Annotated in this window: 26 protein-coding genes; 15 read left to right on the top strand and 11 right to left on the bottom strand. The window is 71.6% G+C overall.

The features are described 5' to 3' along the window. Together VGO20_RS24645 and VGO20_RS24640 are read left to right on the top strand one after the other, a co-directional pair. Positions 1-877: DegT/DnrJ/EryC1/StrS family aminotransferase (locus VGO20_RS24645; RefSeq protein WP_327505049.1), on the top strand; the 877-nt coding region annotated here is incomplete at its 5' end. Positions 878-942: 65 nt separating this feature from the next. After that, a complete protein-coding gene (locus tag VGO20_RS24640; protein ID WP_327505048.1) occupies positions 943-1,254 on the top strand; it encodes a polyhydroxyalkanoic acid system family protein in 312 nt (103 codons plus the stop codon). Positions 1,255-1,278: 24 nt separating this feature from the next. On the opposite strand, the gene VGO20_RS24635 is transcribed toward VGO20_RS24640, so the two are convergent. The 3 genes from VGO20_RS24635 to VGO20_RS24625 are packed head-to-tail and all read right to left on the bottom strand — an operon-like array spanning position 1,279 to position 3,726. Then, positions 1,279-2,052, bottom strand: coding sequence for a hypothetical protein (locus VGO20_RS24635; RefSeq protein ID WP_327505047.1), 774 nt, complete (start codon positions 2,050-2,052; stop codon positions 1,279-1,281). A gap of 2 nt (positions 2,053-2,054) precedes the next feature. After that, entirely contained in the window at positions 2,055-2,843 is a 789-nt protein-coding gene (locus tag VGO20_RS24630) for a GntR family transcriptional regulator (protein ID WP_327505046.1), read from the bottom strand. Then, on the bottom strand, positions 2,836-3,726 hold the full coding sequence (locus VGO20_RS24625; RefSeq protein ID WP_327505045.1) for an N-acetylmuramic acid 6-phosphate etherase: 891 nt from the start codon (positions 3,724-3,726) through the stop codon (positions 2,836-2,838). The genes VGO20_RS24630 and VGO20_RS24625 overlap by 8 nt, the downstream gene beginning before the upstream one ends. A gap of 76 nt (positions 3,727-3,802) precedes the next feature. Here VGO20_RS24625 and VGO20_RS24620 point away from each other — a divergent pair, with 76 nt between their 5' ends. Next, a complete protein-coding gene (locus tag VGO20_RS24620) occupies positions 3,803-4,699 on the top strand; it encodes a DMT family transporter (protein ID WP_327505044.1) in 897 nt (298 codons plus the stop codon). A gap of 35 nt (positions 4,700-4,734) precedes the next feature. On the opposite strand, the gene VGO20_RS24615 is transcribed toward VGO20_RS24620, so the two are convergent. After that, complete coding sequence (locus tag VGO20_RS24615) at positions 4,735-5,697, bottom strand: ABC transporter ATP-binding protein (protein WP_327505043.1); 963 nt, start codon at positions 5,695-5,697, stop codon at positions 4,735-4,737. Continuing rightward, positions 5,694-6,650, bottom strand: coding sequence for an ABC transporter ATP-binding protein (locus tag VGO20_RS24610; RefSeq protein ID WP_327505042.1), 957 nt, complete (start codon positions 6,648-6,650; stop codon positions 5,694-5,696). The genes VGO20_RS24615 and VGO20_RS24610 overlap by 4 nt, the downstream gene beginning before the upstream one ends. A 161-nt stretch (positions 6,651-6,811) precedes the next feature. On the opposite strand from VGO20_RS24610, the gene VGO20_RS24605 reads away from it, so the two are divergent. The 7 genes from VGO20_RS24605 (at position 6,812) to VGO20_RS24575 (ending at position 16,084) form a co-directional block, all read left to right on the top strand. Next, complete coding sequence (locus VGO20_RS24605; RefSeq protein WP_327505041.1) at positions 6,812-8,317, top strand: ABC transporter substrate-binding protein; 1,506 nt, start codon at positions 6,812-6,814, stop codon at positions 8,315-8,317. A gap of 63 nt (positions 8,318-8,380) precedes the next feature. After that, entirely contained in the window at positions 8,381-9,331 is a 951-nt protein-coding gene (locus tag VGO20_RS24600) for an ABC transporter permease (protein WP_327505040.1), read from the top strand. Position 9,332: 1 nt separating this feature from the next. Beyond that, positions 9,333-10,157, top strand: a complete 825-nt coding sequence (locus tag VGO20_RS24595) for an ABC transporter permease (RefSeq protein ID WP_327505039.1) — start codon at positions 9,333-9,335, stop codon at positions 10,155-10,157. Between the two features lie 277 nt (positions 10,158-10,434). Then, entirely contained in the window at positions 10,435-11,625 is a 1,191-nt protein-coding gene (locus VGO20_RS24590) for a CaiB/BaiF CoA transferase family protein (protein ID WP_327505038.1), read from the top strand. A 32-nt stretch (positions 11,626-11,657) separates the two neighbouring features. Beyond that, on the top strand, positions 11,658-12,635 hold the full coding sequence (locus VGO20_RS24585) for a radical SAM protein (RefSeq protein WP_327505037.1): 978 nt from the start codon (positions 11,658-11,660) through the stop codon (positions 12,633-12,635). Between the two features lie 37 nt (positions 12,636-12,672). Beyond that, positions 12,673-13,803 (top strand): anhydro-N-acetylmuramic acid kinase, encoded by a 1,131-nt coding sequence (locus tag VGO20_RS24580; protein ID WP_327505036.1) that lies wholly within the window; start codon positions 12,673-12,675, stop codon positions 13,801-13,803. Between the two features lie 148 nt (positions 13,804-13,951). After that, positions 13,952-16,084 carry a hybrid sensor histidine kinase/response regulator gene (locus VGO20_RS24575; RefSeq protein ID WP_327505035.1) on the top strand — a complete coding sequence of 711 codons (2,133 nt, stop codon included), beginning with the start codon at positions 13,952-13,954 and terminating at the stop codon, positions 16,082-16,084. On the opposite strand, the gene VGO20_RS24570 is transcribed toward VGO20_RS24575, so the two are convergent. Then, on the bottom strand, positions 16,000-16,425 hold the full coding sequence (locus VGO20_RS24570; RefSeq protein ID WP_327505034.1) for a winged helix-turn-helix transcriptional regulator: 426 nt from the start codon (positions 16,423-16,425) through the stop codon (positions 16,000-16,002). The two genes, VGO20_RS24575 and VGO20_RS24570, sit on opposite strands and share 85 nt — an antisense overlap. 78 nt (positions 16,426-16,503) lie before the next feature. Here VGO20_RS24570 and VGO20_RS24565 point away from each other — a divergent pair, with 78 nt between their 5' ends. Beyond that, entirely contained in the window at positions 16,504-16,890 is a 387-nt protein-coding gene (locus VGO20_RS24565; RefSeq protein WP_327505033.1) for a YybH family protein, read from the top strand. Position 16,891: 1 nt separating this feature from the next. On the opposite strand, the gene VGO20_RS24560 is transcribed toward VGO20_RS24565, so the two are convergent. Continuing rightward, positions 16,892-18,076, bottom strand: coding sequence for an acyl-CoA dehydrogenase family protein (locus tag VGO20_RS24560; protein WP_327505032.1), 1,185 nt, complete (start codon positions 18,074-18,076; stop codon positions 16,892-16,894). Between the two features lie 190 nt (positions 18,077-18,266). Between VGO20_RS24560 and VGO20_RS24555 the strand changes: the two genes are divergently transcribed. Together VGO20_RS24555 and VGO20_RS24550 are read left to right on the top strand one after the other, a co-directional pair. Continuing rightward, on the top strand, positions 18,267-18,503 hold the full coding sequence (locus tag VGO20_RS24555) for a hypothetical protein (protein WP_327505031.1): 237 nt from the start codon (positions 18,267-18,269) through the stop codon (positions 18,501-18,503). A 3-nt stretch (positions 18,504-18,506) separates the two neighbouring features. Beyond that, positions 18,507-20,015, top strand: a complete 1,509-nt coding sequence (locus VGO20_RS24550) for a ThiF family adenylyltransferase (protein WP_327505030.1) — start codon at positions 18,507-18,509, stop codon at positions 20,013-20,015. A gap of 34 nt (positions 20,016-20,049) precedes the next feature. On the opposite strand, the gene VGO20_RS24545 is transcribed toward VGO20_RS24550, so the two are convergent. The 3 genes from VGO20_RS24545 to VGO20_RS24535 form a co-directional block, all read right to left on the bottom strand. After that, entirely contained in the window at positions 20,050-20,754 is a 705-nt protein-coding gene (locus tag VGO20_RS24545) for a glutathione S-transferase family protein (RefSeq protein WP_327505029.1), read from the bottom strand. A gap of 21 nt (positions 20,755-20,775) precedes the next feature. Next, complete coding sequence (locus VGO20_RS24540) at positions 20,776-21,417, bottom strand: TetR/AcrR family transcriptional regulator (RefSeq protein WP_327505028.1); 642 nt, start codon at positions 21,415-21,417, stop codon at positions 20,776-20,778. Positions 21,418-21,483: 66 nt separating this feature from the next. After that, complete coding sequence (locus VGO20_RS24535; RefSeq protein ID WP_327505027.1) at positions 21,484-23,274, bottom strand: sensor histidine kinase; 1,791 nt, start codon at positions 23,272-23,274, stop codon at positions 21,484-21,486. Between the two features lie 81 nt (positions 23,275-23,355). On the opposite strand from VGO20_RS24535, the gene VGO20_RS24530 reads away from it, so the two are divergent. Together VGO20_RS24530 and VGO20_RS24525 are read left to right on the top strand one after the other, a co-directional pair. Further along, positions 23,356-24,330, top strand: a complete 975-nt coding sequence (locus VGO20_RS24530; RefSeq protein WP_327505026.1) for a sensor histidine kinase — start codon at positions 23,356-23,358, stop codon at positions 24,328-24,330. Next, complete coding sequence (locus tag VGO20_RS24525; RefSeq protein ID WP_327505025.1) at positions 24,306-24,698, top strand: response regulator; 393 nt, start codon at positions 24,306-24,308, stop codon at positions 24,696-24,698. Before VGO20_RS24530 ends, VGO20_RS24525 begins: the two co-directional genes overlap by 25 nt. Before the next feature lie 43 nt (positions 24,699-24,741). On the opposite strand, the gene VGO20_RS24520 is transcribed toward VGO20_RS24525, so the two are convergent. Then, complete coding sequence (locus tag VGO20_RS24520) at positions 24,742-25,755, bottom strand: agmatine deiminase family protein (protein WP_327505024.1); 1,014 nt, start codon at positions 25,753-25,755, stop codon at positions 24,742-24,744. Positions 25,756-25,783 lie beyond the last annotated feature (28 nt).

The raw sequence follows: 25,783 nt of genomic DNA, 5'->3' as shown, positions 1-25,783 counted from the left end.
GGAGTGCGGCGCCGGGGCGGTCGCCTACAACAACTGGGCCGGCGCCGCGCAGGGCGTGCTCGACTATGTCGGCGTCGCGGGCGAGCGCGTGCTGTGCCCGTCCAACACCTTCGTCGCGACGCCGCGGGCCTCGGTGCTGGCGGGCGCCGAGGTCGTGTTCTACGACTGCAACCGCGAGGATCTGTGCGGCTCCTTCGACGACTTCGTGGCCAAGGCGGAAGCCGTGCGGCCGAAGGCGGCCTGGATCGTGCACATCGGCGGCCACATCGCCTTCGACGTCGAGCGGATCGCCGCCTATTGCCGCGACAAGGGCATCCGGCTGCTGGAGGACTGCGCCCACGCCCATGGCGCGCACTGGAACGGCAAGCGCGCCGGCACCTGGGGCGACGTCGGCATCTATTCCTTCTACGCGACCAAGACGATCTCGACCGGCGAGGGCGGCATGGTCGTCAGCACCGACGAGGACCTGCTGCGCCACCAGCGCTCCTACCGCGACTACGGGCGGGGCTCGCGCGGGGCGATCGCCAGCATGAACCACCGCATGGACGAGTTCACCGCGGCGATGGGCGTCGTGCAGACGCGGCGCCTGCCCGAGATCGCGGCCTGGAAGCGCGCCTATGCCCGCGAGGTGCTGGAGCCCCGATACCCGAACCGGGTCGTGTTCCCGGAGGGGATGGAGAGCGGCTACTACAAGTTCATCGTGTTCGAGCCGATCGAGAAGTCGACCGGCAAGGTCTACGAGATGCCCTGCCACCGCCTGATGAAGCACGACGTCGCGCTGCCGAACACGGAGTGGGTCGCCGGGAACCACTGGTGCGTGCCGATCTACTATCCGCGCGAGCTGTCGTGGATCGAGGGGCGGGACCGCATGGCGTGAAGTGGGCGCGCGGACCTGCTATGCTCGGCGTCGAGCCGTGGGCGCCAGCAGGAAGCGGAGATCGAATGTCCAGGCCCGTAACCGTCAGCATCCCTCACCAGCTCGGCAAGCAGGAAGCCAGGAACCGGCTGCAGGAAGGCCGGGACCGGATGCGCTCCCACCTCGCCGGGGTCGCGACCTCGATCGACGAGGAATGGCAGGGCGACACCCTGGTGTTCCGCGTCGTCGCGCTCGCCCAGACCATCACCGGCCGCATCGAGGTACTGGACGACTCGGTCGAGGTCGAGGTCGACCTGCCCTGGATGCTCGCCATGCTGGCGGAGAAGATCAAGGGCCGAGTCCGCCACCAGGGCGCGCTGATGCTGACGAAGAAATAGGCTGGGGCGCCACGGCCGCGACCGTCACGCCGCGGCGACCGCGAGGACGGTCGCGTCGTCGTGCCGCTTGACCCGGGGATGGCGCCTGCCGTCGGGGTCGGCGCCCTCGAGCGCACGCAGCGTCCCGAGCAGGGCCGCCGCCCCGCCGGCGGCGACCGCGGCGGCGAGCGCGCGCGCGTCCATGTGCCCGAAGAGGTCGTCGAGCCGCGTGAAGCCGTCCGTCGCGAGCACGACCGGGCTGCCGGCGGCGACGCTCGCCTCGAACCGGAGGGCCGCATGCGCCCAGGGCAGGCGCGGATGGACCGCGAAATACCCGCCGTCGCGGTTGAGGAAGGCGCGGTTGCGGCGGATCTGCGCCCGGACCTGCCCGGCGTCGCCGGACGCCAGTGCCGCGAGCGTGCGCGCCTCGAAGGGTTTCAGCCGGTCGTCGGTCCAGCGCACGAAGCCCGGACCGGCGTCCAGGTACACGCAGACGTCGCCCAGCACCGCGCCCTGCACGGGCACCCGCCCGTCCCGCGGCACCCCGAACGCGACGAGGCCGAGGCAGGCCGAGGGGCCGTCTTCCGGGAACAGGCCGGCCAGATGCGCCTCCAGGCCGGACAGCAGGTCCGCCAGGGTCCCGGGACCGTGGCGGGGCGCCTCGGCCGCGAGGAAAGCGTCCATCACCGAGGCGAGGCGCGCCGCATCGCCCGAGCCCGACGCGCCGTCGATGATCCAGGCGAAGCACCCGGCCGTTCCGGCGGCGTCCTCGTTGACGGGGCCGCCGGGAGAACTCACGCGGCACAGCAGGTCGAGCATGCCTAGCGCGTCTTCTCGTCCTGCTCGGCGATGCCCTTCAGCGTCGCGACGAAGTCGTAGCGGTCGCCGCGGTAGGCGGAGGTCGTGAACTCCAGCGGCCGGCCGTTGGCGAGGAAGGCCCGGCGCTCGATGCGCAGGATCGCGCCGCCGACCGGGATCAGGAGCTGGCGCGCCTCCTCGGCGGTGGCCAGCGCCGCGTGCAGGCGCTGGACGCCATGGGCGGGCCGGTAGCCGCGCTCCGACAGCGCGGCGTAGAGCGAGCCCTGGACGAGGTCCGGGGACGGCAGCATCGCGGCCGGGATCACCGCGACCTCGAGGGCCAGCGGCTCGTCGTCGGCGGTGCGTACCCGCGACAGGCGGACGACCTGGTCGTTCGGGCCGACGCCCAGCGCCAGCGCCTCCTGCGGGGTCGGGCGGGCGAGCACGCGGCCGATCCAGGTCGAGCCCGGACGCAGACCGCGCGTCTTCATGTCCTCCGAGAAGCCCGCCAGGATCGACAGCGGCTGCTCGATCCGCCGGGCCACGTAGGTGCCCGAGCCGTGGCGGCGGGACAGGATGCCCTCCTTCAGCAGCTCGTCGATCGCGCGCCGGACCGTGACCCGGGCGAAGCCGGTCATGGCCGAAAGGTCGCGCTCCGAGGGCAGGGCCTCGCCGGGGCGGAACACGCCGCGCTGGACCAGGTCGCGCACCACGGTCGCAAGCTGCAGGTAACGGGGCGTGGGGTCGGTGGGATCGACCGCCGCCAGGATCTGGGCATAGGCGGCGCGGGCCTGGACCGGTGCTTCACCCATGGGAGGCGATCTCCGCCATCGCGGCGCGCAGGTTGCCGCCGCTGCGCGCCAGCACGGCCTCGGCGCGCTGGCGCGGCACGCCGGACACCAGGATCACCGCCAGCTTCAGGTCCCCCTCGGCCTCGGCCAGCGCGCGCGCCGCCTCGTCAGCGCCGCACCCGGTCAGGCGCGCGATCATCACCTCGCTGCGCCGGCGCAGCTTCGCGTTCGTCGCCCGCATGTGCACCATCTCGCCGCGATAGACCCGGCCCAGGCGGATCATGACCAGCGAGGAGAACAGGTTCAGCACCACCTTCTGGGCGGTGCCGGCCTTCATCCGGGTCGACCCCGCGATCGCCTCCTCCCCGGTCTCGACCAGCACCGGATGCGCGCTGGCCGCCAGCAGCGGGGTGCCGGGGTTGTTGGCGATCCCGATCGTGATCGACCCGCGCTCAGCCGCGGCGCGGACCGCGGCGACCGTGTAGGGGGTGGTGCCGCTCGCCGCGATCCCGACCACGACGTCGTCGGGACCGATCCCGGCCTCGGTCATGCGGGCGACGCCGTCCTCGGCGCTGTCCTCGGCGTTCTCGACCGCCTCCAGCAACGCGCCGTCGCCGCCGGCGATCGCGAAGGCGAGCCGGCCCTTCGGCCAGTCGAAGGTCGGCGTCAGCTCGGCACCGTCCTGGACACCGATGCGCCCGGAGGTGCCGGCACCGACATAGACGAGGCGGCCGCCGCGCCGCAGGCCCGCGACCGATGCCGAAGCGGCGGCCGCGATCGCGGGCAGCGCCGGGCCGACCGCGGCCACGGCCGCGAGCTGGCCCTCGAGGAAAGCCTTCAGTACGTCCCCGTCGCCCCACGCGTCGAGATCGACATAGCGCGGGCTTAAATCTTCGGTTGCCATGACCACCTCATGTCCGGTAGACCACCATAGGTCCAATAGCCGGCCAGCACAAGACCGGTCCCGAGAAGGTGGTACCATGAGCGACGGCAGGGTGCCGGCAGTCCCGGTCCGAGCGGCGGCTGGCTTCCCCGGCGCGGTCCCGCCCTGGGGCCTGGCCGCGGCCGGCATCGCCTTCCTGAGCGTGATGGACGGCGTGGTCAAGGAGCTGGCGCCGCTCTTTCCCGTGCTCCAGCTCACCTTCCTGCGCTTCCTCGCGACGGCCTGCATCGTCGGCCCCTTCGTCTTCCGCCGCGTCCCGGTGCCGGGGCGCGCCGCGATGCGTGGCTATCTCGTGCGCGGGGTGCTGATCGCGGCGAGCTCGCTGGGCTTCTTCTACGGGCTGGGCCGGCTGCCGCTCGCCGAGGTGTTCGCGCTGTCCTACCTGGCCCCGATCCTGGTCGCGCTGCTGGCGCCGGCGATGCTCGGCGAGCGGCCCTCGGCGGCCGTCTTCGCGGCGCTGGGCCTCGGCTTCGCGGGAGTGCTGCTGACGGTGGTCGGCGGGCTGGACCTGCAGGCCCCGGCGCCCGAGCGGCTGGCCGGGGCCGCGGCGGTGCTGGCCTCGGCGCTCACCTACGCGCTGGCGGTGGTGCTGCTGCGCCGCCAGGCGCAGACCGAGCCCGCGGCCCTGATCGTCCTGTTCCAGTCCGTGGTGCCGGCCCTCCTGCTCGCGGTGCCGGCCGGCCTGGCGTGGGCCCCGGTCGACCTGCGCTCGGCCTGGCTGCTGGCGGTGGTCGGGGCGCTGGGCGTCGCGGGGCAGCTTGCGCTCGCCCATGCGTTCGCGCGCGGCGAGGCGAGCCGGCTGGTGGCGCTGGAATACACCGGCTTCGTGTGGGCGGCGCTGATCGGGCTCGCGGTGTTCGGCGAGGTGCCCGGGCCGGCGACGCTCGCCGGGGCCGCGCTCGTGGTCGCGGGCTGCCTGCTCGTGCGGCGCTGAACCGGCGGCCTGGGCCGCCCTGCGCCGCCCCTGGACTAGACTGCGGCGTGCAGCAGGCACGCGTTCTCGCGGATCGCGCCGTCGGCCCGGCGCTCGACCAGTTCCGGCCGCTCGACGGAGCAGCGCGGCATCGCGTGCGGGCAGCGGGTGTGGAAGGCGCAGCCGCTCGGCGGATGCGCGGGGTCCGGCAGCTCGCCGGTCAGCACGATCCGGTCCTGGCGGCCGGCGACGCCGGGCCGCGGCACCGCCGACAGCAGCGCCCGGGTGTAGGGGTGGGCGGGGTTCTCGAACACCTCGGCGGCCGGCCCGATCTCGACGATGCGGCCGAGATACATCACGGCGATCCGGTCGCTGACGTGGCGGATCACCGACAGGTCGTGGCTGATGAACAGGATCGACAGGCCGAGCCGCGCGCGCAACTCGGCGATCAGGTTGATGATCTGCGACTGGATCGACACGTCGAGGGCCGAGACCGGCTCGTCGGCGACGATCAGCTTGGGCTCGAGCGCCAGGGCGCGGGCGATCGCGATGCGCTGGCGCTGGCCGCCGGAGAACTCGTGCGGGTAGCGCCCCGCCGCCTCCTGGGGCAGACCGACCAGCTCCAGCAGCGCGGCGACGCGGTCCGCGCGCTCCCGCCTCGTGCCGACGCCGTGGACGTCCAGCGGTTCGCGCACGATCTCGCCGACCTTGTGGCGGGGGTTCAGCGAGCCGAACGGGTCCTGGAACACGATCTGCAGGTCGCGCCGGCGCCGCTTCATCGCGCGCGGGCCGAGCGCCAGCAGGTCCTCGCCCTCGAACGCGACGCGGCCGCCGTTCGGCTCGATCAGGCGCAGGATCGCGCGCCCGAGCGTCGACTTCCCGCAGCCGGACTCGCCGACGACCCCCAGCACCTCGCCCCGCTCCAGGCTCAGGCTCACCCCGTCCACGGCCTTCACCGAGGAGCCGCGCGGGCCCGGATAGGACTTGGTGAGGCCGGAGACTTCGAGAAGGGCGGTCATGCGGCGGGGTTCCAGCAGCGGTGGCGGTGCGCGCCCTGGCCGAACAGGGGCGGGGAGGGGCGGGCGCAGTCGGCGAGGCTCGCGGCGCAGCGGGGCGCGAAGCCGCATCCCTCCGGCCGGCGGCCGGGCGGCGGGACCGTGCCCGCGATCGTCGGCAGCGGCCGGCCCGGCGGGTTGGCGGCCGGGATCGTCGTCATCAGCGCCCTGGTGTAGCGGTGCATGGGGGCGGCGAACAGCTCGGCCGTCGGCGCCTCCTCGACGATGCGGCCCGCATACATCACCGCGACCCGGTCGCAGAACTCCGAGACGACGCCGAGGTCGTGGGTGATGATCAGCACCGCCATGCCCAGCTCGCGCCGCAGCCGGTCGATCAGGTCGAGGATCTGCGCCTGGACCGTGACGTCGAGGGCCGTGGTCGGCTCGTCCGCGATCAGCAGCCGGGGCTCGTTGGCGAGCGCCATCGCGATCATGACCCGCTGGCGCTGGCCGCCCGACATCTGGTGCGGGTAGCGGTCGAGCGCGTCCGCGGGCGCCGGGATGCCGACCAGCTCCAGCAGCTCGACCGCGCGCTCGCGCGCGGCGGCGCGCCCGACCGGCCGGTGCAGCAGGACCGCCTCGGCGATCTGGCGGCCGACCGTGAAGACGGGGTTGAGCGACGTCATCGGTTCCTGGAAGATCATGCCGATCCGGTCGCCGCGGATGCGGCGCAGCGCGTCGGGCCCGAGATGCAGGAGGTCGTCGCCCTCGAACAGGATGCGCCCGCCGGTCACCCGGCCGGGCGGCTCGGGCACGAGCCTCATGATCGAGAGGGCCGTCACGGTCTTGCCGCAGCCGGACTCGCCGACGAGGCCCAGCATCTCGCCGGGCGCGAGGGCGAAGGATACGTCCTCGACCACCGGCTGGCCGGCCATCGCGAGGGACAGGTTCTCGACGCTCAGCAGGGGTGTCGTCATGGGCTCCGGCCGGCTCCGCCCCGGGGGCGCTTCAGGGGGCTTCAGGGGGGCGAGACTACACGACGAGGCTCCAAGTGGTCTAGCATGGTCTATAATTGGACCATGACTCGTCGGCGCGTGTGGTATATATCTGGTCCGTACGTTCACACTGGGAGGACGCAATGGGCCTGAAAAAGCTCCGTACGACGATGCTTGCGGGCGGGATGTCGGTCTTGGCGACGGGGGCGGTCGCGCAAACGCTCGAACTGGCGACCGATCTTTCCCCCGCCGGTCTCGATCCCCACATCGCCACCGCCTTCGCGACGCACCAGGTCACCACGGGCCTCCTGTACGAGGGCCTGACCGGAGTCGACCAGGACCTGTCGATCGTTCCCGTGCTGGCCGAGTCCTGGTCCGTGTCCCCGGACGGCCTGACCTACACCTTCAAGCTGCGCGAGGGCGTCACCTTCCACGACGGCTCCGCGATGGACGCCGAGGACGTCGTCGCCTCGATCGAGCGCGTGCAGTCGCAGGACATCGCCTCGCCGCTCGCCAGCCGCGTGTCGGCGGTGGAGAGCGCGACCGCGGTCGACCCGCGCACCGTCGAGCTGAAGCTGAAGGAGCCGTCGGCGCCGCTGCTCTCCTCCCTGACCTCGATCGCGATCGTGCCGAGCGAGGCCAAGGCGGACAAGGAGGCCTTGCAGAAGGCCCCGGTCGGCACCGGCCCGTTCCGCTTCCAGGAATGGCAGCCGAACGGCTACCTGCTGCTCGCGGGCAACGAGGACTACTGGCAGGAGGGCGTGCCCAAGGTCGACGCGCTCAAGTTCAACTTCGTGCCGGAATCCGCGACCCGGCAGGTCGGGCTGGTGAACGGCCAATACCAGATGCTGCCCCATCTCGACGCCGCGACCGCGCTGCAGCTCCAGGGCCAGCCCGGCGTGAAGCTCGAGGAGACGCTGGACCTCGCCTACATCCTGGTCGGCATGAACGCGTCCAAGCCGCCCTTCGACGACCCCAAGGTGCGCGAGGCGGTGAACTACGCGATCAACCGCGACGACATCGTGCAGGCGGCCCTGTTCGGCGCCGGCGTGCCGGCCGGCCCGCTGTCGCCGGCGCTCAAGCAGTGGGCGCTCGACGTGTCCGAGTACCCCTGCTACGAGCACGACCCGGCCAAGGCGCGGGCCCTGCTGGAGGAGGCCGGCGTCCAGATGCCGGTCAAGGTCACCATGAACGTGCTGCCGCGCCAGGACATCCGGGACGTGGCCCAGGTGGTCCAGGCCCAGCTCAACGACGCCGGCTTCGCGGTGGAGCTGAACAACCAGGAGCAGGGCCAGTTCGTGCAGGACTGGCGCAACAGCAACTTCGACATGTTCGCGTCGCTGAACGCGGGCAGCGTCGACCCCGACGAGTACTTCTACCGCGCGTTCCGTACCGACGGCTCGACCAACGTGTTCAAGTACAGCAACCCCGAGTTGGACGCGCTGCTCGACAAGGGGCGCTCGACCCAGGACCAGGCCGCGCGCAAGGAGATCTACGACCAGGTGCAGCGTACGCTCGCCTGCTCCGGCCCGGCCGCCCACATCGCGTACAGCCGGCTCGCCACGGCGACCCGGGACGAGGTGCAGGGCTACGACATCCTGGCCACCCGGTCGCTCGGGACGCTGGCCGACACCTCGGTCGGCCGCTGATCCCCGGGGGCGCCGCCCGGAAGGGCGGCGCCCCTTTTCTTTCGAACAAGCAGGCGGCACGGCATGCTCGGACGTCTCGTCCTCGCCCGCATCCTCGACCTCGCCCTGGTGCTGTTCGGGGTGTCGGTGATCGTCTTCCTGATGATCCGCATGATCCCCGGCGACGCGGTCGCGATCATGCTGGGCGCGAACGCGGAGGTCACGCCCGAGGCCATGGCCGAGCTGCGCGGCCGGCTCGGCCTCGACCGGCCGCTGGTCGAGCAGTACCTGGTGTGGGCCGGCTCGGCGCTGCAGGGCGACCTCGGCTCCTCGGTCTGGACCGGGCGGCCGGTCGCCGACGAGATCCTGCTCCATCTGTGGCCGACGCTGGAGCTGACGGTGCTGTCGCTGGCGATCGGCGCCGGGCTCGCCGTCCCGGTCGGCTGCCTGATGGCGCAGCTGCGCGGGCGCGGGGCCGACGTCGCGATGCGGGTCGGCGCGATCGCCGGCCTCACGATCCCCTCATTCTGGCTCGGCATCGTCATGATCCTGCTGCTGGCCAAGCTGGCGCCCGGCTTCGCGTCGCTGGGCTACGTCCCGTTCAGCACCGACCCGATCGGCAACCTGCAGCGCATGGTCCTGCCGACGATCGCGCTGGCGCTGCCGATCCTGGCCAACCTCTCGCGCCTCGTGCGCACGGCGATGCTGGACGCGCTCGGCCAGGACTACATCCGCACCGCCCGCGCCAAGGGCGCGCCGGAGCGGCTCGTCGTCTACCGCCACGCGCTGCGCAACGCCCTGATCCCCTTCGTCACCAGCGTCGGCATCCTGACCGGCTACCTGCTCGGCGGCGCGATCGTAGTCGAGCAGGTCTTCGCGATCCCGGGCCTCGGCCGCCTGATCCTGGGGGCGATCGCCGAGCGCAACTACCCGCTGGTCCAGGCGACGATCCTGGTCGTCACGCTGGGCTTCGTCCTCGTCAATTTCATGGTCGACCTCCTGTACGGCCTGATCGACCCGCGCGTGAGGGGCTGACGTGAAGACCCTGCGCCAGCATCCGCTGCTCGCCTTCGCCCTGGCCTTCGTGGCGCTCCAGGTCTTCGTGGCCGTCGGGGCCGAATGGATCGCGCCCTACGGGCCGCTGGAGCAGGACATCGTCGCCCGGTTGAAGGGGCCGAGCGCGGCCCATCCGCTCGGCACCGACCAGCTCGGGCGCGACGTGCTGTCGCGCATCCTGCACGGCTACCGCACCTCGCTCGCGGCTTGCGTCGTCGCGGTCGCGCTGGCGCTGCTGGCCGGCGGGACGATCGGCCTGCTGGCCGCCTACCGCCGCGGCTGGTTCGAGCGCGTGTCGATGCGCCTGATGGACGTGCTGTTCGCCTTCCCGGTGATGCTGCTCGCGATCGGCATCATCGCCGTGCTCGGCCCGCACACCACCAGCGCCGCGGTCGCGATCGCGGTCGTCTACACCCCGATCTTCGCCCGCCTGCTGCGCGGCCCCGCCCTCGTGATCTGCGAGAGCGAGTACGTGACCGGGGCGCGGGCGGTCGGCGCCTCGGACACGCGCATCCTGTTCCGCCACGTGCTGCCCAACCTCGCCTCGGTGATCCTGGTCCAGACCAGCCTGCTGCTTTCGACCGCGATCCTGGTCGAGGCCTCGCTCTCCTTCCTCGGCCTCGGCACCCAGCCGCCGACGCCGTCGCTCGGGCTGATGCTGTCGGAAGGGCGCAACTTCCTGCTGCTGTCGCCCTGGAGCGCGGTCTTCGCGGGCTTCGCGATCCTGTTCCTGTCCTTCGGCTTCAACCTCCTGGGCGACACGCTCCGCGATACGCTGGACCCAAGGCTGAGGGGGCAGGAATGATGGCGGGCCCCAAAGAAAACACAGTAATCGGCAATCATCGCCAATGTTTAATCATCGCATGCTTTCGTATTCTTTCAAAAGATGTTACTAATGTATTGACAGGATGAAACATTTCGCTTCTACTCCCGATTGGGCAATCTGTGGATTGCTTCTTGGACGAATCCGTAATCATTGAATGGATTTCGGGATTTGAACGAGGTTGAGTAATTCCATTACTCAACTTCTGCTGGCGGATGGCGTGCCCGCTGCCGGAGACCGCGGACATGGGGAGCAAGCGATGGTCGGTGCGCTCGACGGGGTGAAGGTCCTGGACCTGTCCCGCTATATCGCCGGACCCTTCTGCGCGCAGATCCTGGGCGACCTCGGCGCGGACGTCGTCAAGGTGGAGCGTTCGGACGGGGGCGAGGAAGGGCGCCGGGTCGGCGAGACGGTCGGCGGCGACACGCTGTTCTTCATGTCCTCCAACCGCAACAAGCGCAGCCTGACCCTGGACTTCCGGAACCCGCGCTCGCAGGAACTGCTGCGCGCGCTGGCGGCCGGGGCCGACATCCTGATCGAGAATTTCCGGCCCGGCACGATGGAGCGGATGGGCTGCGGCTGGGACGTGCTGAGCGGCCTCAACCCGCGCCTGATCATGGTCCGCGTCTCGGGCTTCGGGCAGGACGGGCCGCTGGCCGACCATGCCTGCTTCGACGGCGCCGCCCAGGCGCTGAGCGGGGTGATGTACCAGACCGGCCAAGCCGACGGCCCGCCGACCATGTCCGGGGTCTTCGTCTGCGACTACGGCACCGCGCTCTACGCCGCGATCGGCGCGCTGGGAGCGCTCCAGGCGCGCCAGCGCACCGGGCGCGGCCAGGTGGTCGAGGCGACGCTGTTCGAGACCGGCATCTCGATGCTGACGACGGCGATCCCGGAGAAGATCCTGTTCGGCAACGAGATGTCGCGCCTGGGCAACCGCGACCGCTACCTGTCGCCGTCGCATTGCCTGCGCAGCGCGGACGGGGTCTGGATCTACGTCGTCGCCGGCAACGAGGTGCATTTCCCGCGGCTGCTGGCGGTGATGGAGCGGCCCGAGCTGGCGGACGACCCGCGCTTCTCGACCTTCATGGCCCGCAACGCCAACGTCGCGGAGCTGGAGCGGATCATCGACGACTGGGCGGCCGGCGTGCCGGGAGACGAGATCCTGCGCCGCCTGCACGAGGCGGACGTCCCGTGCGAGCGTGTCGCGACCATCGGCGACGTCGTCGACAACCCGCAGGCCCGCCACCGCGGCGTCATCGTCGAGGTGCCCCATCCCGAGCTCGGCTCGGTCCCCTTCCAGGGGCCGGCGGTGCGCCTGCACGAGACGCCGGCCACGGTCCGCACCGGGGCGCCGGCGCTCGGCGAGCATACCGAGGCGGTGCTCCGGGACTGGCTCGGCTACCAGGAAAAGGACATCGAGGATCTGCGGACGGAGAACGCGATCTGACCCCCATTCGCCCCAATGCAGGAGGTGTTCCGATGCTCGACACCGTGACGGGCCGCCGCGGGACGGCGGCCCAGCCGGCCCAGCCGGTCTGGCTCTGGCTCGACCCGACGACGCGCTGCAACCTGTCCTGCCGTCTGTGCTACACCAAGCAGAGCCACGGCAAGCTCGACCTCGATCCCGGGGAGCTGCGCGGCGTGCTCGAATCGCTCGTCCGCAGCCCGGCGGTGGAGGTCAAGACGATCCACCTGAACTGGCGCGGCGAGCCGCTGATGAACCCGCGCTTCGCCGAGCTGCTGGCGGCGGTGCGCGACGTGATGCCGGACACCCCGCTGCAATGGCACACCAACGGCACCATGCTGACGCCCAAGCGCGTGCGCGAGGTGCTGGAGGTCGGCTGGCCGCACAAGGTCTTCGTGTCCGTCGACGGCGGCAACCGGCACAGCCACGACCTCAACCGGGGCGAGGGCACCTTCGTGCGCACGCTGAAGGGCTTGAAGACCCTGCTCGACCTGGGCGGGGGCAGCGGCATCACGACGGTCGGCGTCTACCAGATCGACCTCGGCGAGCCGCTGGAGGACTACGACCCGGAGTTCCTGCGCCTGATCGACCGCGTCGACGACCACGTCAAGGTCAAGCCGCTGCTGCCCGGCGGGGCCGAGCACCGGATCGACAAGGCCGACGTGCTGGACAGCGACGAGACGCTGGCGCGCATGATGGCGGAGGAGGTGCACCCGAACCTGCCGGTGCCGCACGGCCCGTGCTTCTGGGCGGGCCACACGCTGTGCATGGCGCCGAACGGCGACACGTCGATCTGCGTCATCAGCCACGGGCGCCCGGGCATGGTCGGCAACCTGATCGAGGAGACGCCGGACGTCGTCGTCGGCCGTGCGATCGCCTTCCGGGCGCAGCTCGCGGCCAAGGGGCGGCAGAACGTCCCCCATTGCCGGACCTGCCGCAAGCCGGAGGGCGGCATCTTCAACCATCACCTCAATCGGGAAACCGCCGCGTGAGCGGACCCGCCGCACCATAGGAAACTGGAGATCGTCGATGAAGCCGGTTTGGGCCGTTGGACTGATGACGGGTACCGTCCTTGACGGGATGATCGACGTCGCGCTGATCAGGACCGACGGCGTGGACGTCCAGGAGTTCGGGAACTGGACGCTGGCGCCCTATTCCTCGGACCTGCGCCACCTGCTGGCGGACGCCGTGTCGGCCGCGCTGGAGTGGCGCTTCGAAGGGCCCGAGCCCGAAATCTTCCGCAAGGCCGAGATCGCGCTCAGCGAGGCGCAGGCCCATGCGGTGCGCGACTTCCTGAAGGAGGCCGGCCTGTCGCCGAAGGAGGTCGCGGTCGTGGGCTTCCACGGCCAGACCGTGCTGCACCGCGCGCCGGACGCGGCGCGCCACGGCGACACCCGCCAGCTCGGCGACGGCGCGCTGATGGCGGAGATCGTCGGCACCGACGTCGCCTTCGACTTCCGGACCGCGGACATGCGCGCCGGCGGCCACGGCGCGCCGCTGTCGGCCGCCTACCACGTGGCGCTGCTGCGCCGGATCGATGCCGGGCCGAACTCGGCGGTGCTGAACCTGGGCGGCGTCGGCAACGTCACCTGGTGGGGCGGGGGCGACGACATCGTGGCCTTCGACACCGGCCCCGCCAACGGCCCGCTCAACGACTGGATCGGCCGCCACGGGCTCGGCGACATGGACACCGACGGCACGCTCGCGCGCGAGGGGTCGGTGGACGAGGAGCGGCTCGCCCGGCTGCTCGACCATCCCTATCTCTCGGCCCCCTATCCGAAGTCGCTCGACCGCTACGACTTCACGGCCGACATGGCGGACGGGCTGAGCCCCAAGGACGGCGCGGCGCTGCTGACGGCCTTCACCGCCGGCACGGTCGGCCGGTCGCTCGACCAGCTTCCGCAGCGCCCGAAGGAGATCATCATCTGCGGCGGCGGGCGCAAGAACCCGGCGATCGTCGAGGCGATCCGCACCCGCGCCCGGGTCACCCCGGTGATGGCCGAGGACGTGGGCTGGCGCGGCGATGCGGTCGAGGCGGAATGCTTCGCCTATCTCGCGGTGCGGGTGATGCGCGGCCTGCCGATCAGCTTCCCGTTGACGACCGGCGTCGCGGAGCCGATGACCGGCGGCCGGCTGGCGAAGTACGGCGCGACGGAGTAGGGCTGTTTTCCTGCTTCCTGAACATCGAGGAAAGCGGAGAGGCCGGTTCCGGCCTTTCCGCTGCTCCCTGGGGACAGGAACTTCATCCTGCCGAGTTGCCCTAAGGAATCAGTGGTAACGCCGCGGCGACCGGGCTAAGTCTCTCGCGATGTCGCGCGATGCCCCGTCCATCCTCCTGCAAAGGGGGCTTTTTGCCGCCGCGGTGCTGGTCCCGCTGCTGGCGTTCGCGGCCGCGTCCTGGCACAACCGCATCGAGGTGGTGCGGGAGGCGGAAGAGACGATCATCCGCACCGGCGCCGTCCTCCACGAGCACGCGCGCAAGGTCTTCGAGACGCACGACCTGGTGCTCGGCCAGATCGACGAGCACATCCGGGGGCTGAGCTGGGACGAGATCTCGTCGCCGGAGACCAGCGCCTATCTCGCCCGCCTGAACGAGCCGCTGGAGCAGGCGGTCTCGATCTGGATCACGGACGCCGACGGCATCGCGCGGGCCGGCAGCAGGCCGTTCCAGCCGGGCGCGTCCGCCGCCGACCGGGACTATTTCCGGGCACAGCGGGAACGCGACGCCGGCCTCTTCGTCGGCACGGTGTTCAAGGGCCGGGTCACGGGCATCTCCTCCTTCGCGGTGAGCCGCCGGCGCACGACCGCCGACGGCCGGTTCGACGGCATCATCCACGTCTCGGTCTCGCCGGAATACTTCGCCGGCTTCTTCGCGCAGGCCAGCCCGCCGATCGACCACGCGGCGGTGCTGATCCGCGCGGACGGCGAGATCCTCGCCCGCGAGCCCCGGCGCGAGGAGAACCCGCCGCTCGGCCCCGACAGCCCGCTGCTGCGCGAAATCGCGCGCGAGCCCGAGGGCGGGCACTTCGTCGCCCGCTCCACCATCGACGGCGTGGAGCGCCACTACGCCTACCGCAAGGTCGAGGACTTCCCCCTCTATGTCGGTTTCGGGGTCGACACGGACGCGGTGCTGTCCCGCTGGCGCCGGAACGTCCTCGTCTACGGCCTCGTCGCCGGCCTCGCCAGCCTGGTCCTGCTGGGCACCTCGTGGCTGGCGCTGCGGGGGTTCCGGTCGGAACGCGCCGCCCATCTCGCCCTCAGGCGCGAGGCCGAGCAGCGCGCCGAGGCGGAGGAGCGGCTCCGCCAGGCCCAGAAGATGGACGCGCTCGGTCAGATCACCGGCGGAGTGGCGCACGACTTCAACAACCTGCTCCAGGCGCTGTCCGGCTGCCTCGCCCTGATCGACCGGCGCGCGAAGCTGCCCGAGATCCGGCCGCTGATCGAGGCCGGCCAGCAGGCGATCGACCGCGGGGCCAAGCTGGTGCAGCAGATGATGGCGTTCTCGCGCCGCCAGGCGCTGCGCCCGGAGCCGATCGACGTGCGCGACCGGGTGCTGGCGATGTCGCAGCTCCTGGATCGCGTGCTGCGCGCGGACATCCCGCTCGAGACGGAGTTCGGCCCCGGGCTGTGGACGGTCGAGGTCGACCCGACCCAGTTCGAGCTGGCGCTGATCAACCTCGCCGTCAACGCCCGCGACGCGATGCCCGAGGGCGGTACGCTGGCGATCGGCGCCGCCAACGCGACCCTCGGTCCCGGCGACCCGTCGGGGCTGACCGGCGACTTCGTGCGGCTGTGGGTTTCGGACACTGGATGCGGCATGCCGCCGGAGGTGGCGGCCCGCGCCTTCGATCCCTTCTTCACGACCAAGCCCGTGGGCGAGGGGACCGGGCTGGGCCTGAGCCAGGTCCACGGCCTGGCGCACCAGTCCGGCGGCACCGCCTGGATCGAGAGCACGCCCGGTGCCGGAACGACCGTCGTCCTGCTGCTCCGCCGGTCACTGGCACCCGTGGGGGCTGCCGACGGCGCGGTGGCGCCGGTCGCGGCAGTGCGGCGCGACGGCCGGCGCATCCTGATGGTGGAGGACGACCCGGTCGTGGCGTCGACCGTGGGGGCGGCGCTGGCCGAGGCGGGCTACGAGGTGGCGCGGGTCTCCACCGCCGATGACGCGTTGCCGCTGCTGGCGAGCCGGGCGCGCATCGACCTGCTGTTCAGCGACGTGGTGATGCCCGGCAAGCGCAGCGGCATCGACCTGGCGATGGAGGCCCGGCGGCTGCGTCCGGAGCTGCCGGTGATCCTGACGACCGGCTACAGCGAGAAGGTGGCGCGCGCCGACGGGTTCCCGGTGCTCGCCAAGCCCTACCGCATCGACGACCTGATCCGGGCGCTGGACGCGGCGCTCGCCGTCCCGGCGGTGTCGGAGGAGCCGGGCCGGCCGGGCTGATCCGAGCCGGCCCATTCCTCGATCCGGTCCAGGATCGCGACGATGCCGCCGCCCCTGGCGGTCAGCGCGTAGCGCACCGCGCGCGGGAAGGAGGCGACCTCCTCGCGCGCGACCAGTCCGCGCGCCTCGAGGCCGACGAGCCGCTCCGACAGCACCTTCGGCGTGATGCCCGGCAGCAGCTCGAGGAGCCGGCCGTGGCGCTTCGGCCCGTCCTGGAGATGCCACAGCACCAGCGCGTTCCAGCGATGGCCGAGGAAGGCCAGCCAGTCCTCGACGGGGCAGTCGGCGGGCCTGACGGGTGCCGGCCGGGCCAGGGCCGGCTGGTCTGCACGAGGTCGCATTGCAGTCCTTCCCGTTTGGATAGGGCTGGAACGGTGTGATCCATGTATCGGCTCCACCCCCGAACCATGGAGTGAGCCATGTACAAGGTAACCCGCCCGGCCGAGATGAACGAGACCTTCGCGCGCGCCTTCGACGACCGCGACCTCGACGGCCTGCTGTCGCTGTACGAGCCGGAGGCCGCGTTGCGCCCCCACGGCACGCAGGCGGTCCGCCGCGGCGCGCGCGCGATCGCGGACGAACTGCGCGCGCTGCTGGCACTGCCGGGGACCATGGCGTCCCGGAACACCTTCTGCCTGGAGGCCGGGGACCTCGCGCTGATGCGCTCGGAGTTCCGGATCGTGGCCGAGGACGGCACCGTGGTCGCGGCCGGCGGCGGCGTCGAAGTGGTGCGCCGGCAGGCGGACGGCCGCTGGCTCTACGTCATCGACCACGCGGCCGGCGCCGGCCTGCCGGCGGCCGCGTAGCTCACAGCAGCGTGTCCTCCCCCCCGACGCCGAGCATCGCGGCACCCAGCGCGCGGCCGTGCAGCTCGAACTGCACCGCGGCGTGCTGGCGGGCGGCGGCGAGGTCGGCGAGGACGCGGCCGAACGGCCGGTCCTCCGACAGGGCGGACGCGCCCGACGCCTTGAACAGGCGCTGCGCCAGTGCGCAGCACCGTTCCGGCACCATGGTCGCGTGCAGGCGGTAGACCTGCCGGTCGCGGATCGGCGCCTGTCCGCCCCGGCGGGCATGGTCCATCAGCCGGTCGAAGTTGCGCCGGAGCAGGGCCGTCATCTCGTCGATGCCGGCCGCCGCCTCGGCGCAGGCGAGCTGGGCGACGGGGTCGCGGGCGACCGCCGTGCCCATCACCGAGACGCGCGGGCCGTTGTACTCGACAAAGGCGTCGAGCAGGTGCCGCAGCGCGCCGATCGAGGATGAGGAGATGGCCCGGAACAGCAGCTGGGGCAGCGGCACGCGGTAGAGCGGCCCGGTGTTCACCGCGGTGCCGGGGTTGCGCCCATGGAAGCGGTCGGCGTTGCGGTGCGTCCGGTACTCCGGGACGAAGGCGTCCTCCACCACGACGTCGTGGCTGCCCGTGCCCTTGAGGCCGGTGACGCGCCAGGTGTCCAGGACGCGCAGATCCGCGCGCGGGACCAGGAAGGCCCGCGCGTCGGGCGGGCCGGAACCGTCGCCCTCGACGATGCCGCCGAGGAAAGCCCAGCCGCAATGGTCGACGCCGCTGGCGAAGCCCCAGCGCCCGGAGAGCCTGTACCCGCCCTCGACCGGCACGGCGCGGCCCCGGGGCATGTAGGAGGAGGCGATCAGGGTCGACGGGTCGTCGCCCCAGACCTCGGCCTGCGCCCGGTCGTCGAGCAGCGCCAGGTGGAAGGCGAGGACGCCGACGACGCCATGGACCCAGCCCGCGGACATGTCGGCCTTGGCCAGCGTCGCCTGGACCTCGTTGAAGACCGCCGGCGCCATCTCCCAGCCACCGTAGCGCCGCGGCTGCAGGATCCGGAAGAAGCCCGCCTCGCGCATCAGCGCGACCGCCGCGTCGGGCAGCCGGCGCTCCCGGTCGCCGGCCGGCGCGAGGTCGGCGAGCGCCGGGACCATCGCGCGTGCGCGCGCGAGCAGCGTGTCCGGGTCGATGTCCTGGGCCGTCGCCGTCATTCCCGCTCCTGCCGGTTCCATTCCGGTCTTCAAGTATAGGTCAATGAATACGAAGGCCAAGTCGAAGAAATATCATGCATTCATAGGTATGCCGGTGCAGGTGCCGCGGGTTGACTTGGCGAAATTTCGTGTATTGTTATCCGGTGATGGCCGGACGGCGCCGGCAGGCGATGGGGGGATCGGGATGGGCATGCAGGACGAGCTTCACGTCTTCGTCAACCGGCGGCGCTTCGATGCGGCCAAAGGCCTGAAGGCGGTCGCGACGGGGGCCGACATCGCGGCGCTCGCCGGCGTGCCGCGCGACAACGCGAAGGTGGAGGTGGAGGCCGGCCCCGACCGCATGCAGGAAGTCGGCATCGACGAGCGGATCGAGATCCGGCCCGGCATGCAGTTCCTGGTCACGCGCGAATTCGTGCTGGGCGGCTGAGCCATGGCGTCATCCCGGCTCGAGACCCGGTCGGCGCCGCCGGCGATCCTGCGCGCGGCCTCGGCCGAATTCCAGGACCTGCGCCAGCTCGTGTTCCGGCGCCATCCCGAGCGCGAATGGGCGAGCTTCGCCTGGTTCGGCTGGCGCGGGACGCCCTCGGGCCTCGTCGTGACCCTGGCCGCGCTGGAGCCGCCGCGCCCGGGCGAGGTGGACGAGGGATACGACCATGTCCGGATCCACGCCTCCTACAGCTCGCGGATCGCGCTAGCGGCCGAGCGGCACCGGCTGGCGGCGGGGCTGGTCCACTCCCATCCCGCGGGATCGGAGCCGCATCCCAGCGCCATCGACGACGACATGGACGCCTACTACGCCGACTATTTCGGCGGCTTCGCCCCGGACCGGCCCTATGCCAGCCTGATCCTGGGCGAGATCGACGGGGTCACGGTGCTGTCGGGCCGCGTGCACTGGCGCGGGCGCTGGCACGCCGTCCGCCACGCCGCCATCGAGCGCGACCCCGCGGTCGAGGTGTGGCCGGACGGCGACCGGCCGGCGCCGGCGCCGATCCCGCCCGAGCGGGTCGCGCGCTTCACCAGCGCCTTCGGCAAGGAGGCGCACCAGCGCCTGCGCCGCTCGACCGTCGCGGTGATCGGGGCGGGGGGCACCGGCTCGGCGGCGATCCCGATCCTGGCCCGGGCGGGGGTCGGGCGGATCATCGTCGCGGACAGCGACCGGGTCAGCGAATCGAACCTGGAGCGCATGCACGGCAGCCGGCCCGAGCATGCGGCCAACGCGGTGCCGAAGGCGCTGCTGGCCTATGAGCACGTCCATGGGATCGACCCCACGGTGGTGGTGGAGGCCTATATCGGCCGGCTGCCGCAGAAGGAAATCGTGGACGCGGTCGCGACCGCCGACGTGGTGCTGGGCTGCACGGACCAGCAGCACAGCCGCTGGGCGCTCAGCGACGTGTCGACCCGCTACCTGGTGCCGGCGATCGATTCGGGCGGGCTGATCGAGAGCCGGGGAGGCATCGTGACCGGCCAGATCGCGCAGCTCGTGCGCTTCCTGTCGAGCGATCCCTGCGTGCGCTGCCGGGGCATGGTCGACCCGGCGCGGGTCGAGATCGAGCTGCTGTCGGAGGAAGAGCGCGCGCGCCGTAATGCCGCCGCGGGCGTCGGCCCGTCGGCCGCCGCGGGCGTCGGCCCGTCGGGGCGGCCGGGCCCGGCGGACATCCCGCCGATCGACACCGTCGGCTACATCACGACGGTGATGGGGACGATGGCGGCGGGCTACGCGATCGGCTGGCTGACCGGCCGGTTCGACGCGCCGTTCGAGCGGATGCAGATGAACTTCGTCGCGGAATGCCTGGACGTGACCGACCGCAAGCAGCACCGCAAGCCCGGCTGCGCCTGCGGCCGGCTGCGCGGCTGGGCCGACCAGGGCGCCGACGAGGCCCCGATCGCGGCCCCCGACCACTGGCCGCCGGTGGAAAGGGTGATGCTGCCGGGCGCCTAGCCGGGAGGGGCCGCGGCGCCCGGGCCGGTCTTCCCTATGCCGGCCAGGGATCGGCCCAGGCCGGAATCCGCATCAGCCCGTCGAGCCAGCCCACGACGTTCGGAAACGCATCAAGGGGCATCTCCGATTCCTGCCAGTAGGCCGCCATCGAGGCGAGCTGGAAATCGGCGATGGTGAGCCTGCCGCAGGCGACATGGCTCCGCCCCGCGAGATGGCCGTCGAGCACGCTTGCATACTTCTTCAGGGCGCCGGCCACGCCCTGCAAGGCCGCGCGGTCGGGGGCGCCGATGTCGAAGGTCGGCTTGACGATATGCTCGAAATAGTAAGGGGCGACCGCTTCCGACCAGTGGCAATCGTTCCAGGAGAGCCAGCGCAGCATGTCGACCTGCTCGCCCGGATCACGGGCCGGCCACATGTCGGAGCCGGCTTTGATGCAGAGATAGGCCATGATCGCCGACGATTCCCATAGCACCAGGTCGCCGTCGACCAGCGTCGGCGCCTTCATGTTGGGATTGAGCGCGGCGTAGCGGGGCGTTCTCATTTCGCCCCGCTTCAGGTCCACCTCGATGCACTCCGCCTCGATGCCGAGATGTTTGACGAGCGCCAGCACGCGGCGCGGCGCCTGTGCCTTGATCCAGTAGATTTGCATGTCGATCCTCCAGCTGTCGGGAGTGCTCCGGCCAAGCGGTCTGCCGCCCTGCCGCGAGGTGAGGGGGAAGGCGAGCGCCACGCAGGTCATGAAGGCGCAGGCGTCGGCGTTTCAGGAAGGCGGCTCGTCTTCCTGCCCGGCTCCCCGCCGGCTCGGTCCGCCGGCAAACAGAAGATCGAGATAGCGGCCCAGGTGATCCAGGCTCGCGGCGGCGGTGGCCGCACTCCCGGTCGCCTTGGCGAGAATGAATCCGCCCTGGATCACGGCCTGAATGTGCAAGGCGAGGTCTTCGGCCGTCCAAGCGCCGACGACGCCGTAGCGGTGCATCGCCGCGTCGATGTCCGCTTCGAGCGTCCTGGCATGCCCGGTGATGGCCCCGGCGCAGGCGGCGGCGACTTCCGGGTGAGTGCGATAGGCTTCCTGGACGACGGTGCCGGCGAAGCAGGTGAAATCGGCCAGATCACCCGTCAGGATCGCCTTTCGGAACTCGACATAGGCGATCAGCCGGTCGAGCGGGTCGGCGGCGCCATGATAGGGAGCCTCGGCGAAGAACGCCGACACATGGGCGTCCCAATGCGCCGCAGCCGCCAGGGCCAGATCCTCCTTGCTCTTGAAATGGTGAAAGAAGCTGCCCTTGGTCACCCCGGCTTGCGCGCAGACGTCCTCGATCCGCGTCGCGGCGTATCCCTTCGTGCGCACCACCTCGAGGGTCGCGTCCAGAAGCTTCGTCACCGACTGATGATATGTCCGCATCGCTTCCATACCGACTGGTTGGTATGGACCATACCGGCCAGTCGGTATGGAGTCAATTCCCCACCCTCACGCCGCCTGCAACTCGACCCAGAAACGGCTGCCGCCGCCGGGGCGGCCTTCGACGCCGCAGCTGCCGCCCATGCGCTCGAGGCTCTTGCGCACGATGCCGAGGCCGATGCCGGTGCCGGGATAGGTTTCCGGGCCGTGCAGGCGCTGGAACGGCAGGAAGATGCGCTGCCGGTCCTCGGGCGCGATGCCGATGCCGTTGTCCTCGACCCACAGCCGCACCCGGCCGTCCCACCGCTGCGCCGAGACGCGGATCTCCGGCCGGGTGCCGGGAGCGACGAACTTCATCGCGTTGCTCAGCAGGTTGTCGAGCACCTGCGCCAGGATGGGCGGATGGGCGCGGACGTCCGGCAGGCGGTGCTCGACCGCGATCCGCGCCCCGGTCTCCTCGATCGCGGCGGCCGCCCCGGAGAGGGCCTGGCGGACCAGCGCGTCGAGCGACAGCGGGCGCAGGCCGACCTCCGCGCGCGACAGGCGGCTGTAGGAAAGGATGTCGCGGATCAGCTCCTCCATCCGGAGCGCCGAGGCCCCGATCCGGCGCAGGTAGTGACGGCCCTCCTCGCTCAGCGCGCCGTCATGGTCCTCGACCAGCGCCTCGGTGTAGCCGTGTATCGCGCGCAGCGGCGCCCGCAGGTCGTGCGAGACCGTGTAGGCGAAGGCGTCGAGTTCCAGGTTCACTTCCGTCAGCTCCGCCGTGCGCTGCTCGACCCGGCTCTCCAGCTCCTCGTTCGCCCGGACCAGCGCCTCCTGCGCCTCGCGGATCGCGGTGACGTCCTCGGCCACGCCGACGAGATGGCGCACGCCGCCCTGCGCGTCGCGCACCGGCCAGCCGCGGTCGCGGATCCAGCGCACCGAGCCGTCGGGGCGGCGTATGCGGTAGGTGCCGCGGTACTCGTCGCCGATTTCGTCCCCGTGCCCGTCCCCGGGCCGCGGCCGGTCCTCGGGCAGGATCGCTTCCAGCCAGGCGGCGGGGTCGCGGTAGGCGGCCTCGCGCCGCCGGCCCCAGACGCGCTCGAAGGCGGGGTTGGCGTAGAGAAGCCTGGTCCGCCGCGGATCGGACATCCAGAACACCTCCTGGATGTTCTCGGCCAGATCCCGGAACCGGCGGTCGCTCTCGAACAGATGGGTGTCGGCGCGCTGCTGAAGGATGCGCGCCGAGCCGAGCATGGCGCTGACCAGGGCCAGGACCACCATCAGTCCCGCCAGCCGCGTCGCCGACACCGCCGACCGTTCCTCCTGCGCCGCCCGTACGGCCAGCAGGTTGCGCTCGGTCTCCTCCAGCGCGTCCAGGGTTGCGTCGATCCGCTCCATCAGCTCCTGGCCGACATCGGTGCGAACCGCCGACAGCGCCGTGTCGAAATCCCGTTCGCGCAGGGCGACGGTCCGCTCCAGCTCGTCCAGCTTGGCGTGGAGCAGCGGCTGCAGCTCCCGCAGCAGCCCGGCCGCGGCCGGGTGCTTGATCAGGCCCTCGAGCTCGGAGACATGCGTCCAGATCCGGTCCGTCGCCCGCTCGTAGGGTTCGATGTATCTGCGCTCCCCGGTCAGGACGAAGCCGCGCTGGCCGGTCTCGGCCGCGCGGGCGATCGCGCGCAGTTCGGCCAGCCCGCGCAGGATCGTGTTGGTGCGCACGACCTGGGCCCGGTTTTCGGCGAGTTGCGAGAGGCTCAAGGTCAGGGCGAGCGCGCTTGCGAGCAGCAGCAGCAGAGCCAGGGCCAGCAGGGCCGCGCCGCGCGCGGTCCCCCATCGCGAGGGAGGGTCGGCAGGGGGGGAGGGCTGTTCCGGGGCCGTCACCTGTGGAATCCTCATAGCGACACGTTGCCCCCGGTCAATGCGTCGCCATATGCTCGCGTTCCCCGACGGCACGAGGGTTTCATGCGCATTCTCATCGTCGACGACGATCCCGACGCCCGTACCCTCGCCGTCCGCGCGCTGCGCCAGGAGCTGGCGGACCCGGAGATCCGGGAGGTGGGCAGTGCCGCGGACCTGGACCTGGCGCTCGCCGAGGGCGTGCCCGACATCCTCGTCACGGACTACGACCTGCGCTGGAGCGACGGCCTCCGCGTTCTGGAGCGGGTCGAGGCGGGCCAGCCGCTCGCGGCCGCGGTGATGTTCACGGGCACCGGCAACGAGGAACTGGCCGTCCGTGCGATGAAGGGCGGCTTCGACGACTATGTCGTGAAGGGGCCGAAGCAGTTCCGCCGGCTCGCGACCAGCGTGCGCATCGCCTGGGAACGCGCCCTCGAGCGGCGCGAGCTGAGCGAGAACCGCAACCTGGTCCTGAAGGAGCTGTATCACCGGCTCCACAACAACCTCCAGATCGTCATCAGCCTGATGGGGCTGACCGCGCGGGCGGTGTCCGCAGACTCGCGCGAGCAGATCCTCGACCTCAGCCGCCGCATCCAGGCGCTCAGCAGCCTGCAGGAGCAGTTCTACCGCTCCCCCGATTTCCGGCGCGTCGATTTCACCGCCTATCTCGACCGGCTGACGCGGGACCTGATCGGGCTTGGCGGCGGCCGCATAGTGCTGGATACTCGGTTCGACGCGCTGGAGCTGCCGGTGGACGTGGCGGTTCCGCTCGGGCTGATCGCCAACGAGCTGATCATGGGTGCGCTGAAGCACGGGTATGCAGGGGAACGGACGGGGCGGATGGAGGTACGGCTGCAGCACGGGGAGGACGGGGTGGTCCTGGCCTTGGCCGACGATGACGGCACCGGGTTCCAGGAGGGCGGCGACACGCCCGGGCTGGGGATGGAACTGGTCCGTCGCCTCGCCGCCCAGCTCCGGGCCGAGCTCGTCTTCGTGCCGGGCGCAGCGGGGACGGAATGCCGGCTGACGTTCAAGCCTTGAGCCGCAGCCTGCGCGTGCTGGTGGTCGACGACGAGTTCCTGATCGCCGACTACATCGCGCTGACGCTCCAGGAAGCGGGCCATCGCGTCGTCGGGACGGCGGCGTCCGTGGCCGAGGCGCTGCGCGTCGCCGGCACGGCGGAGATCGACCTCGCCATCCTGGACATCAAGCTCCGGGGCGACGAGGACGGGATCGACCTGGCGCAGCGCCTCGGCCCGCGCGGGATACCCCACCTGTTCATCTCCGGCTCGCGCGACGCCGCCGTGTCGCCGCGCGCCCGGGCGACGAAGCCGCTGGCCTTCCTGCAGAAGCCCTTCGATCCGGCCCGGCTGCTCGCCGTGCTGGCCGGGCTGGGGGCACCGGCGTAGCCGTAGGCCGCATTCGGAGGGCGGGCGTCCGGGGGGCGGGCGTTCAGGGTTCCGGCTGCTGCTGGGTGATGCAGTGGATGCCGCCGCCGCCGCGCAGGATGTCGATCGCGGGGATCTGGATCACCTCGCGGTCGGGGAACACCCGCCGGAACACGCGGAACGCCTCGTCGTCGGCCGCATCCTCGAAGGCCGGCATGATGATCGCGCCGTTGGCCATGTAGAAATTGGTGTAGCTCAGCGTCAGCCTGCGGCCCTGCTCGTCGCGGCGCGCGGGCTGGCGGACGGTCACCACCTCGACCTCCCGGCCGGCGGCGTCGCGCGCGGCCTTCAGCCGGTCGAGGTTGTCCTGGAAGATCCTGTAGTTGGGATCGCCGGTATCTTCGGTCGTCAGCGCGATCACGACGCCCGGCCGCGCGAAGCAGGCGATCTCGTCGACATGGCCGTCGGTCTCGTCCTGCTCGTAGCCGCGGCCCAGCCAGATCACCTCGCGAACGCCGAGATACGCCCGCAGCAGCTCCTCGATCTGGCGGCGGTCGAGGTTGGGGTTGCGGTTGGGGTTGAGGAGGCACTCCTCCGTCGTCAGCAGGGTCCCCTCGCCGTCGACGTGGAACGAGCCGCCCTCGAGCACGAGCGGGGCCTCGTAGCGGGGGACGCCGACCTTCTCGAGGATGTGCCGGCCCACGGCGGCGTCGGGCGCGAAGTCGGCATAGTTGCCGCCCCAGGCGTTGAAGCGCCAATGCACCCCGGCGAGCCCCCCGCGCCCGTCGACCACGAAGCTCGGCCCGGTGTCGCGCAGCCAGCTGTCGGAGACCGGCAGCGGCAGCACCGTCACCCCGGAGCCGCAGGCGAGCGACACCTCCGCCGCGTCGGCGGGGTTGCAGACCATCGTCACCGGCTCGAACTGCGAAATGGTCTGGGCGACCTCGGCATAGGCGGCGCGCGCGGCGTCGATGCCGCACAGGAAGGTCTCGGGGCGGCAGGGCCAGGCCATCCAGCAGCGGCTGTGGCGTTCCCATTCCGCCGGCATGCGGAACCCGTCGGCGGCCGGTGTCGACATGTGCCGTCATCCCTCGTGAAAATGTCCT

The organism is Arenibaculum sp. (assembly GCF_035998295.1).
In the GTDB taxonomy this organism is placed as follows: Bacteria; Pseudomonadota; Alphaproteobacteria; order Azospirillales; family Azospirillaceae; genus DASYHS01.
Note: the sequence above shows the minus strand (reverse complement) of the source record. Positions and strands in the feature narration are given on the sequence as shown.

What these genes read in the sequence shown, in the direction of transcription:
- VGO20_RS24550 (WP_327505030.1), top strand. Translation starts at nt 18,507, where the DNA reads ATGGCGTCATCCCGGCTCGAGACCCGGTCGGCGCCGCCGGCGATCCTG.
- VGO20_RS24640 (WP_327505048.1), top strand. Translation starts at nt 943, where the DNA reads ATGTCCAGGCCCGTAACCGTCAGCATCCCTCACCAGCTCGGCAAGCAG.
- VGO20_RS24615 (WP_327505043.1), bottom strand. Translation starts at nt 5,697, where the DNA reads ATGACCGCCCTTCTCGAAGTCTCCGGCCTCACCAAGTCCTATCCGGGC.
- VGO20_RS24565 (WP_327505033.1), top strand. Translation starts at nt 16,504, where the DNA reads ATGTACAAGGTAACCCGCCCGGCCGAGATGAACGAGACCTTCGCGCGC.
- VGO20_RS24540 (WP_327505028.1), bottom strand. Translation starts at nt 21,417, where the DNA reads ATGCGGACATATCATCAGTCGGTGACGAAGCTTCTGGACGCGACCCTC.
- VGO20_RS24530 (WP_327505026.1), top strand. Translation starts at nt 23,356, where the DNA reads ATGCGCATTCTCATCGTCGACGACGATCCCGACGCCCGTACCCTCGCC.
- VGO20_RS24560 (WP_327505032.1), bottom strand. Translation starts at nt 18,076, where the DNA reads ATGACGGCGACGGCCCAGGACATCGACCCGGACACGCTGCTCGCGCGC.
- VGO20_RS24575 (WP_327505035.1), top strand. Translation starts at nt 13,952, where the DNA reads ATGTCGCGCGATGCCCCGTCCATCCTCCTGCAAAGGGGGCTTTTTGCC.
- VGO20_RS24585 (WP_327505037.1), top strand. Translation starts at nt 11,658, where the DNA reads ATGCTCGACACCGTGACGGGCCGCCGCGGGACGGCGGCCCAGCCGGCC.
- VGO20_RS24605 (WP_327505041.1), top strand. Translation starts at nt 6,812, where the DNA reads ATGGGCCTGAAAAAGCTCCGTACGACGATGCTTGCGGGCGGGATGTCG.
- VGO20_RS24620 (WP_327505044.1), top strand. Translation starts at nt 3,803, where the DNA reads ATGAGCGACGGCAGGGTGCCGGCAGTCCCGGTCCGAGCGGCGGCTGGC.
- VGO20_RS24545 (WP_327505029.1), bottom strand. Translation starts at nt 20,754, where the DNA reads ATGACCTGCGTGGCGCTCGCCTTCCCCCTCACCTCGCGGCAGGGCGGC.
- VGO20_RS24635 (WP_327505047.1), bottom strand. Translation starts at nt 2,052, where the DNA reads ATGCTCGACCTGCTGTGCCGCGTGAGTTCTCCCGGCGGCCCCGTCAAC.
- VGO20_RS24610 (WP_327505042.1), bottom strand. Translation starts at nt 6,650, where the DNA reads ATGACGACACCCCTGCTGAGCGTCGAGAACCTGTCCCTCGCGATGGCC.
- VGO20_RS24630 (WP_327505046.1), bottom strand. Translation starts at nt 2,843, where the DNA reads ATGGGTGAAGCACCGGTCCAGGCCCGCGCCGCCTATGCCCAGATCCTG.
- VGO20_RS24600 (WP_327505040.1), top strand. Translation starts at nt 8,381, where the DNA reads ATGCTCGGACGTCTCGTCCTCGCCCGCATCCTCGACCTCGCCCTGGTG.
- VGO20_RS24555 (WP_327505031.1), top strand. Translation starts at nt 18,267, where the DNA reads ATGCAGGACGAGCTTCACGTCTTCGTCAACCGGCGGCGCTTCGATGCG.
- VGO20_RS24525 (WP_327505025.1), top strand. Translation starts at nt 24,306, where the DNA reads ATGCCGGCTGACGTTCAAGCCTTGAGCCGCAGCCTGCGCGTGCTGGTG.
- VGO20_RS24520 (WP_327505024.1), bottom strand. Translation starts at nt 25,755, where the DNA reads ATGTCGACACCGGCCGCCGACGGGTTCCGCATGCCGGCGGAATGGGAA.
- VGO20_RS24590 (WP_327505038.1), top strand. Translation starts at nt 10,435, where the DNA reads ATGGTCGGTGCGCTCGACGGGGTGAAGGTCCTGGACCTGTCCCGCTAT.
- VGO20_RS24625 (WP_327505045.1), bottom strand. Translation starts at nt 3,726, where the DNA reads ATGGCAACCGAAGATTTAAGCCCGCGCTATGTCGATCTCGACGCGTGG.
- VGO20_RS24570 (WP_327505034.1), bottom strand. Translation starts at nt 16,425, where the DNA reads ATGCGACCTCGTGCAGACCAGCCGGCCCTGGCCCGGCCGGCACCCGTC.
- VGO20_RS24580 (WP_327505036.1), top strand. Translation starts at nt 12,673, where the DNA reads ATGAAGCCGGTTTGGGCCGTTGGACTGATGACGGGTACCGTCCTTGAC.